Raw genomic sequence first — 7694 nt, 5'->3', positions numbered from 1 at the left:
GAGCTGCTGGCGCTGCTGCCGCAGGATGCCGTCGACGCGGCCGGTCCGCTGGCCGGCAAGACGTTCGTGCTGACCGGGACGTTGCCGACGATGTCGCGCGATGCCGCGGGCGCGCTGATCGAACAGGCGGGCGGCAAGGTGTCCGGGTCGGTGTCGAAGAAGACGTCGTACGTCGTCGCGGGCGCGGAGGCGGGCAGCAAGCTGGAAAAGGCCGAGCAGCTCGGCGTGACCGTGCTGGACGAGGCGGGCCTGCTGGCCCTGCTGGGCGCACAGAATTCAACTCAATAATCAGACGGAGCTTCACAATGACCGCAATCAAGAAAGCCGTATTCCCGGTCGCCGGCCTCGGTAGCCGCTTCCTGCCGGCCACCAAGGCGCAGCCGAAGGAAATGCTGCCCATCGTCGACAAGCCGCTGATCCAGTACGCGGTCGAGGAAGCCGTGGCCGCCGGCATCACGGAACTCGTGTTCATCACGGGACGCAACAAGCGCGCCATCGAAGACCATTTCGACAAGGCCTACGAGCTGGAATCGGAACTGGAAGCGGCCGGCAAGCAGGAACTGCTGAAGCTCGTGCAGCAGGTCATTCCGAAGAACGTCAACTGCATCTACATCCGCCAGCCCGCCGCGCTGGGCCTGGGCCATGCCGTGCTGTGTGCCCGTCCCGTGATCGGCAACGAGCCGTTCGCCGTGCTGCTCGCGGACGACTTCATGGACACGGCCGACGGCCACAAGCCGGTGCTGGCGCAGATGACGGACCTGTACGCGTACGAGAAGTGCAGCGTGCTCGCCGTACAGGACGTGCCGCGCGCGAACACGCGCCAGTACGGCATCGTCAGCGCGCGCGCCTACCGTCCGGACCTGGAGCTGGTGTCCGGGATCATCGAGAAACCGAAGCCCGAGGATGCGCCGTCGACCCTGGCCGTCGTGGGCCGCTACGTGCTGTCCGGCGCCATCTTCGAACACCTGGAAAACCTGGGGACCGGTGCCGGCGGCGAAATCCAGCTGACCGACGGCATCGCGTCGCTGATGTCGCGCGAACGCGTGCTGGCCTACCGCTATGCCGGCACGCGCTACGACTGCGGCTCCAAGCTGGGCTACCTGAAGGCGACGGCCGCCATCGGCATGAAGCACCCGGAGACGGCCGAAGGCTACCGCGAATTCCTCACGCACCTGTGCGCGGACCTGCCGAAATGACGATCCGCGAGATCCTCAAAATGGGCGACCCGCGCCTGCTGCGCGTGGCGGAGCCCGTGCGCGAGTTCGATACGCCCGAACTGCACGCACTCGTTGCCGACATGTTCGAGACGATGCACGCCGTCGACGGCGCCGGCCTGGCCGCGCCGCAGATCGGCGTCAACCTGCAGCTGGTGATCTTCGGCTTCGGCAGGAACCAGCGCTACCCGGACGCGCCCGCCGTGCCGGAGACGGTGCTGATCAACCCGGTGCTCAAGCCTCTGTCGGAAGAAATGGAAGAGGGCTTCGAAGGCTGTTTGTCGGTGCCGGGCCTGCGCGGCAGCGTGCCGCGCTACACGCGCCTGCATTACGAGGGCGTCGACCAGTACGGCAAGCCGATCAGCCGCGACGTGGACGGTTTTCACGCGCGCGTCGTGCAGCACGAGGTGGATCACCTGCTGGGCATCCTGTACCCGATGCGGATCCGCGACTTTACCCGCTTCGGTTTTACGGAAGTGATGTTCCCCGATCTCGATCCGAAGGCCGACGATTGAAAACGCGTTCTCTATTCGCCTTGCTGGCGCTGCTCGGCACCGGCGCCCATGCCGACGACCTGTTCACGAAGATCGACGCCGATCCGAAGAGCGAACTGTGGATCGACAGCGGCTTCGCGACGTACCACTTCGACCGCGACAAGAACCTCAACGGCGGCAACCGCGGCCTCGGGTTCGAATACCGTTTCTCCGGCACGATGGCCGCGGCGGCGGGGCGCTTCGTCAACAGCGACCGCTATTACTCGAATTACGCGGGCGTGCTGTGGCAGCCGTATGCGCTGGGCCCCGTGCGCCTCGGCGCGGCGATCGCGATGTTCGACGGGTACCCGAAGATGCGCGACCGCGGCTGGTTCCCGGCCGTCGTGCCCACGTTTACGTACGAGTATCAGCGCGTGGGCGTGAACGTCGGCGTGATCCCGTCGTACAAGGATCGTCTGTACGGCGGCATCTCGGTGCAGCTGAAGGTCAAGTTATTTTGACGTCGGAGGATACGGCGATTTCCCGCCGTCCTTGATGAACGTATCGATCCGCGCCTTCAGCACCGGCAGCGGCACGGCCCCGAGCTGCAGCACCGTGTCGTGGAACGCGCGGATGTCGAACCTGTCGCCCAGCGCCGCCTCGGCCTTCCGGCGCGACTCGACGATCGCCATCTCGCCCAGGTAATACGACAGCGCCTGCCCCGGCCAGGAAATGTAGCGGTCGACCTCCGTCTGGATCTCGTGGTCGGACAGCGCCGTGTTGTCGTGCATGTAGGCCTGCGCCTGTTCGCGCGTCCAGCCCAGCGCGTGGATGCCCGTGTCGACGACGAGGCGGCTCGCGCGCCACGCCTGGTAGCTCAGCATGCCGAACGTTTCGTACGGCGTCTCGTACATCCCCATCTCGCTGCCCAGGCGCTCGCAATACAGCGCCCAGCCTTCGCCGTACGCGGAAATGTACGCGCGGCGGAATGGCGGCACGCCCTGCTGTTCCAGCGCCACCGGCATCTGGAACGCGTGGCCCGGTGCCGATTCGTGCAAGGTCAGCGCGGGGAGGCTGTACAGCGCGCGCGCCGGCAGGTTGTACGTGTTGACGAGGTAGATGCCCGGGCCGCCGCGCGCCGACGTGTAGTACGGCGCCTGGTCCGGCGGCACCGGCACGATGGCGAAGCGGCGGCGCGGCAGGTAGCCGAAGTACTGGTCGGCCTTGCCGTCGAATTTCTTGGAAATCCACGCCGCGCGCATCAACAGTTCTTCCGGCGTCTTCGCATAGAACTGCGGATCGCTGCGCAGGAAAGCGAGGAAGGCGGGCAGGTCGCCCTTGAAGCCGGCCTTGACCATCGTCTCCTGCATTTCGGCGCGGATTTTCGCCATCTCGGACAGGCCGATCCGGTGGATCTGCTGCGCCGTCATGTCCGTGGTCGTGTACTCGACGATCTTCGACTGGTAGTACGCCTTCCCGTCCGGCAGGCGCTCCGCCGCCAGCGTCGTGCGCGCGTTCGGCACGTACTCGTCGCGGAAGAACTGCAGGGCTTGCGCGTACGCGGGTTTCACGGCACTGTCGATCAGCGCGACGCCCTGCGTGCGCAGGCGCGCCTGCTCGTCCATCGGGATCGTCGCCGGCATCTCCTTGAACGGCGTGTACCACACCGTCTCTTCCGGCGCCTTCGCGTTGACGATGTTCAGCAGCGGCGCATCGCGGCCGGCCAGCGTCACCTGCGGCGGCGTGAAGCCGCGCGCGAGGCCGGCCCGCATGTTGTCCAGTTCTTCGCCGAAGTAGCGGGGCAGGTCGGCCAGCTGGGCGAGGTAGGCGCGGTATTCTTCCGCATTCTTCAGCGGGCGGCGCGCGATGTAGGCGATGTCGGACCAGAACGCGCTGTCCGCGTTCACGGGCTGCTCGTATTCGCGGAAGCGCTGCGCGGCGACGAATGCGGCGATCTGCGCGCGGTACACGGCATAGTTGACCTGCTCGGCGCGCGAGAGGTCCGCCGCGCGGATGCCGTCCAGCTGGCGCAGCACGCCTTCCCACATCGCCAGGCGCGCCGCCTGCGTGTGCGCGTCGACCTTCGGCAGCGCGTCGCGGACGTCGCGCGGCTCGTCCTCGTCCCATGCGATCCGCTGCTTGATCCGCCACTGCCACTCGGCCTTGTAGATGGCCTGGAAACGCGCATCGGCTTTCGACGCCGTTTTCGTGGCGGCGGGTGCGGCGATGGCGGCGACCGGCGCGAACTGCGCGGACAGGGCGAGGGAAAGGGCGGCGGCGAGCAAGGTCTGCTTCATGGTGGTCCTGTGGTCGAGGTGTCGTGAGCGGAGGCGGGGTATTGCCTCAACTCGCGATATTACCCGGCCATATCACGGCAGGCCAGTCGCATTTTGGTAACCCTTCAACGCTTTACCTTGCCGTACGCCTCGCCCGCCTTCCAGGTCGGCATCGTCGGCGCATTCGCGACCGCATAGCCGAGGTTCAGGGTGAACTGCGCCTGCTGCACCATGCCGGACAAGTCCCAGGCCGGATCGTACTGGTCGCTGACCTGGTGGTAGTCCTTCGTGAACGCGCGCATCTTCGCGCCTTCCGCGGACTGGTCGTGCTCGAAATCGAAATGGCCGTCGCCCGAGAACACGGCCGAGCCGACGTTGAACGCGGGGACGCCGGCCTTGGCGAAGTTGAAGTGGTCGGCGCGGAAGTAGGCGCCGCCGAGGTCCGGTACCGGTGCGGCCAGGCTCAGGCCCATCGCCTTCGCGACCGTGGCGGCCGTCGCGTACAGCGAGCTGCGCTCGGCGCCGGCCACGCCCATGTCGCGCGTGCGGCCGACGAAGTTCATGCTGTCCAGGTTCAGGTCCGCCGCGGTCTTCGCCAGCGGCCACACGGGATGGCGCACGTACGCCAGGCTGCCCAGCAGGCCCTGTTCTTCCGCGCACGGCCACAGGAAGATCTGCGTGCGCCTGGCCGGACGCTTGACCGCCGCCTGCGCCATCGCGAGCAGGGCCGCGGTGCCGGAGCCGTTGTCGATGGCGCCGTTCCAGATGTGGTCCGGCTTGCCGTTGTCCGGGTCGATACCCAGGTGGTCCCAGTGCGCGGAATAGATCACAGCCTGGTCGCGCAGCTTCGGATCGGTGCCGGGCACGATGCCGGCCACGTTGTACTCGACGACAGTGCGCACCGCGCTCTTCACGTCGGCCTCGACGCTGGCCGCGAGCGGCACCGGCCTGAAGCCGCGCACTTCGGCGGCGGCGCGCAGGCGGTCGAGGTCCTGGCCGCTGGCCGCGAGCAGTGTCCGCGCCATGTCTTCGCTGATCCAGCCCTGCAGCGCGTTGCCTTTGCCCGCCAGGTGGAATTGTTCGTGCGAGAAGCTGTTGACCGGGACGCTCCACGGATACGACGCGGACGGTGTCGTGTGGATCAGCAGGATGCCGGCCGCGCCCTGGCGCACCGCTTCCTCGAATTTATAGGTCCAGCGGCCGTACCACGTGAGCGACTTGCCGCCGAAGCGGTCCGGCTCCGCCCCGGTCGGCTGCGGATCGTTGACCATCGCGACGAGCACCTTGCCCTTCACGTCGGCGCCCAGGAAATCGTTCCAGCGTTCGTCGGGCGCGTCGATGCCGTAGCCGACGAACACGAGGGGCGCCGACACGCGCGTGGCCGCGCTGCCGTTGGCGTTGCCGAACACGACGTCGTGGCCGAACGTGACGGGCAGCACCCGGCCGCCGGCCACGAAACGGAGCGTGCTGCCGGGCAGCGTCTTCTGGCCGACCAGTTCGACTTTCTGGCGGTAGCCGCCGTCCGCCAGCGGCTTCAGGTCGCGCACGGCGGCAGGGATCGCGGCGGCGCTGGCGTTGTACGGATCGAGGAAGCCGGCATCGCCGGTGATGATGTAGCCGCGCTGGCCCGTCTCGGCGTCGGTCAGCAGGTCCAGCAGGCGGTCGTAGACGCGCTGCTTGTCCGCGGCGGTTTGCAGCGCGTCCATCGTGGTGTCGGCCGCGCGGCTGGCGAGGAACGGCAGCGTGGCCAGGCCAATGAGGATCGCGACGACGACGGCGGCCAGCCAGCGCAGCCCGTTACCCGACGATGCGCCGGGGCGCTTGGATGGAAGGGTGTCGGTAACGAGCACGGCCGCTCCTCGGTTGGCGTGCGGTGGCATTGTCGAGGCCGCACATCGCCGTCATTTTGCATCAATTTCTGGAACTTGTTCAAGTTTTAACTGATGGAAATGACGATCTGGGTGCGGAAACACCGGCGCCACGGGCGCGGTGGCCCTCGGCACGCGGATCACGCCGGACTCAGTGCGCCGGCAGGACGAGGAGCTGCAGGCCCGACGGCGTCTGCGCCGCGTGGTAGACGCGCTGCGTGGCCGCCTTGAAGTCTTCCGGCCTCGCCTTGGGGATCGTGACGAACGTCTGCGGGTTCAGGTCGACGAGCGGGAACCAGGAGCTCTGCACCTGCACCATGATGCGGTGGCCGCGGCGGAAGGTGTGGTTGACGTCGCCCAGGTGGTAGCTGATCGCCTCGACCTTGCCGGGCACGAAGGGTTCCGGGTGCTCGAAGCCGTTGCGGAACTTGCCGCGCAGCGGATTCGCGCGCACGAGCTGCTGGTAACCCGCCATCGTGCCGCGCGGCGGCGCCACGTCGTTGCCGTTCCCACGCGGCGGCTGCTCGCCGGCCGGATACTCGGCCGGGTACACGTCGATGAGCTTCACGACCCAGTCCGAGTCCGTGCCGGTGGTCGACACGAACAGCTTCGGTGTGACGGGCCCCGCGACCGTGACGTCCTCGTCGAGCACCTCGCTCCGGTACACGAGGACGTCCGGGCGCGTGGCGGCGAAGCGCTGGTCCGACACCATGTATTCCTGCGGCACCGACGTGGCCGGGTAGCCGATGTACGGCACGGGCTTGTTCGGGTCGGACACGTATTCGTCGAAGCCGGCGCCCGCGGCGGGCAGCTGCCACGTCAGCGTGCCGTTCGGACCGAGGTACAGGGTGCGCGCCTTCGCCTGCACGGGCGGCCAGGCGGTGTAGCGGCGCCACACGTTGGAGCCGGTCTCGAACGCCGTCACTTCCGCGATGGGCTGCGCCGGCTTGACGCCCTTGAGCTGCTGTTCGAAGAACGGGAACTGGATGTGCTGGCGGAAGTATTCGCCCGTCTTGCTGTCGAACGACACGCGGCCCAGCTGCTTGCCGTCGTTGCGCGCCCACCCGCCGTGCACCCACGGGCCCATCACGAGGCCGTTGAAGATGGCCGGGTTGTTCTTCCTGATGGCGTGGTAGGTCGTGAACGGACCTTGCGGATCCTCGGCGTCGAACCAACCGCCCACCGTCAGCACGGCCGCCTTCACGTTTTTCAAATGCGGGGCGATGGCGCGCGTCTGCCAGAAGCTGTCGTAGGTGTCGTGCTCGATCGTCGGCGCGAGCAGTGCGCGCTGCTTGTCCGTTAGCGTGCCGAGGATGTTCGTCAAGGTGCGGTGCTTGAGGAAGAAGTCGTACGAATCGGCCGCGCCGTAGTCGAAGTCGGCCCACGTCTTCGGCAGCGGCGTCGGGTTCTGCTGCTCGGTGAACGACGCGTAGAAGCCGAAGTTCGCGGCCAGCATGAAGGCGCCGCCGTGGTAGGAGTCGTCGCCCATGTACAGGTCCGTCACGGGCGCCTGCGGGGACGCGGCCTTGATCGCGGGGTGCGAATCGATGATGCTCGCGGACGTGTAGAAGCCCGGATAGCTGATGCCGTAGATGCCGGCCTTGCCGTTGTTGTTCGGGACGTGCTTCAGCAGCCATTCCATCGTGTCGTACATGTCCTGGCTTTCCTGGCCTTCGCCGGCGGCCCGCCGCGGGTTCACGTGCGGCGTCATCTCCTGCCACCTGCCCTCGGACATGTAGCGGCCCCGCACGTCCTGCTTCACGAAGATGTAGCCCGCGTCCTCGAATTCCTTCGACGGCCCGATCTGCTTGGGGAACCAGTCCTCGCCGTAGTGCAGCTCGCCCTCGGCCCGCACGCCCGCGC

At 67.4% G+C, this 7694-nt stretch carries 7 protein-coding genes; 4 read left to right on the top strand and 3 right to left on the bottom strand.

What is annotated here, in order from left to right; genetic code table 11:
- The 4 genes from ACEN88_RS19875 to ACEN88_RS19860 all read left to right on the top strand — a co-directional run.
- Positions 1–288 (top strand): BRCT domain-containing protein (locus ACEN88_RS19875; protein WP_413342297.1); only part of this gene is annotated, 288 nt, incomplete at its 5' end.
- 17 nt (positions 289–305) lie between these two features.
- Entirely contained in the window at positions 306–1196 is an 891-nt protein-coding gene (gene galU, locus ACEN88_RS19870) for a UTP--glucose-1-phosphate uridylyltransferase GalU (protein WP_413342295.1), read from the top strand.
- Positions 1193–1729 (top strand): peptide deformylase, encoded by a 537-nt coding sequence (gene def, locus ACEN88_RS19865; RefSeq protein ID WP_413342293.1) that lies wholly within the window; start codon positions 1193–1195, stop codon positions 1727–1729. Before galU ends, def begins: the two co-directional genes overlap by 4 nt.
- Positions 1726–2208, top strand: coding sequence for a hypothetical protein (locus ACEN88_RS19860; protein WP_413342292.1), 483 nt, complete (start codon positions 1726–1728; stop codon positions 2206–2208). The genes def and ACEN88_RS19860 overlap by 4 nt, the downstream gene beginning before the upstream one ends.
- Here the strand turns inward: ACEN88_RS19860 and ACEN88_RS19855 are convergent.
- The 3 genes from ACEN88_RS19855 to ACEN88_RS19845 form a co-directional block, all read right to left on the bottom strand.
- Positions 2200–3984 carry a DUF885 domain-containing protein gene (locus tag ACEN88_RS19855; protein ID WP_413342290.1) on the bottom strand — a complete coding sequence of 595 codons (1785 nt, stop codon included), beginning with the start codon at positions 3982–3984 and terminating at the stop codon, positions 2200–2202. The two genes, ACEN88_RS19860 and ACEN88_RS19855, sit on opposite strands and share 9 nt — an antisense overlap.
- Positions 3985–4088: 104 nt before the next feature.
- Positions 4089–5669, bottom strand: a complete 1581-nt coding sequence (locus ACEN88_RS19850; protein ID WP_413342298.1) for a M28 family peptidase — start codon at positions 5667–5669, stop codon at positions 4089–4091.
- A 313-nt stretch (positions 5670–5982) separates the two neighbouring features.
- Positions 5983–7694: CocE/NonD family hydrolase (locus ACEN88_RS19845; protein WP_413342288.1), on the bottom strand; the 1712-nt coding region annotated here is incomplete at its 5' end.

This window comes from Massilia sp. CT11-108 (assembly GCF_047302915.1).
In the GTDB taxonomy this organism is placed as follows: Bacteria; Pseudomonadota; Gammaproteobacteria; order Burkholderiales; family Burkholderiaceae_D; genus Telluria; species Telluria orientalis.
The sequence above is the reverse complement of the archived record's forward strand: the minus strand, read 5'-3'. Positions and strand labels throughout refer to the sequence as shown.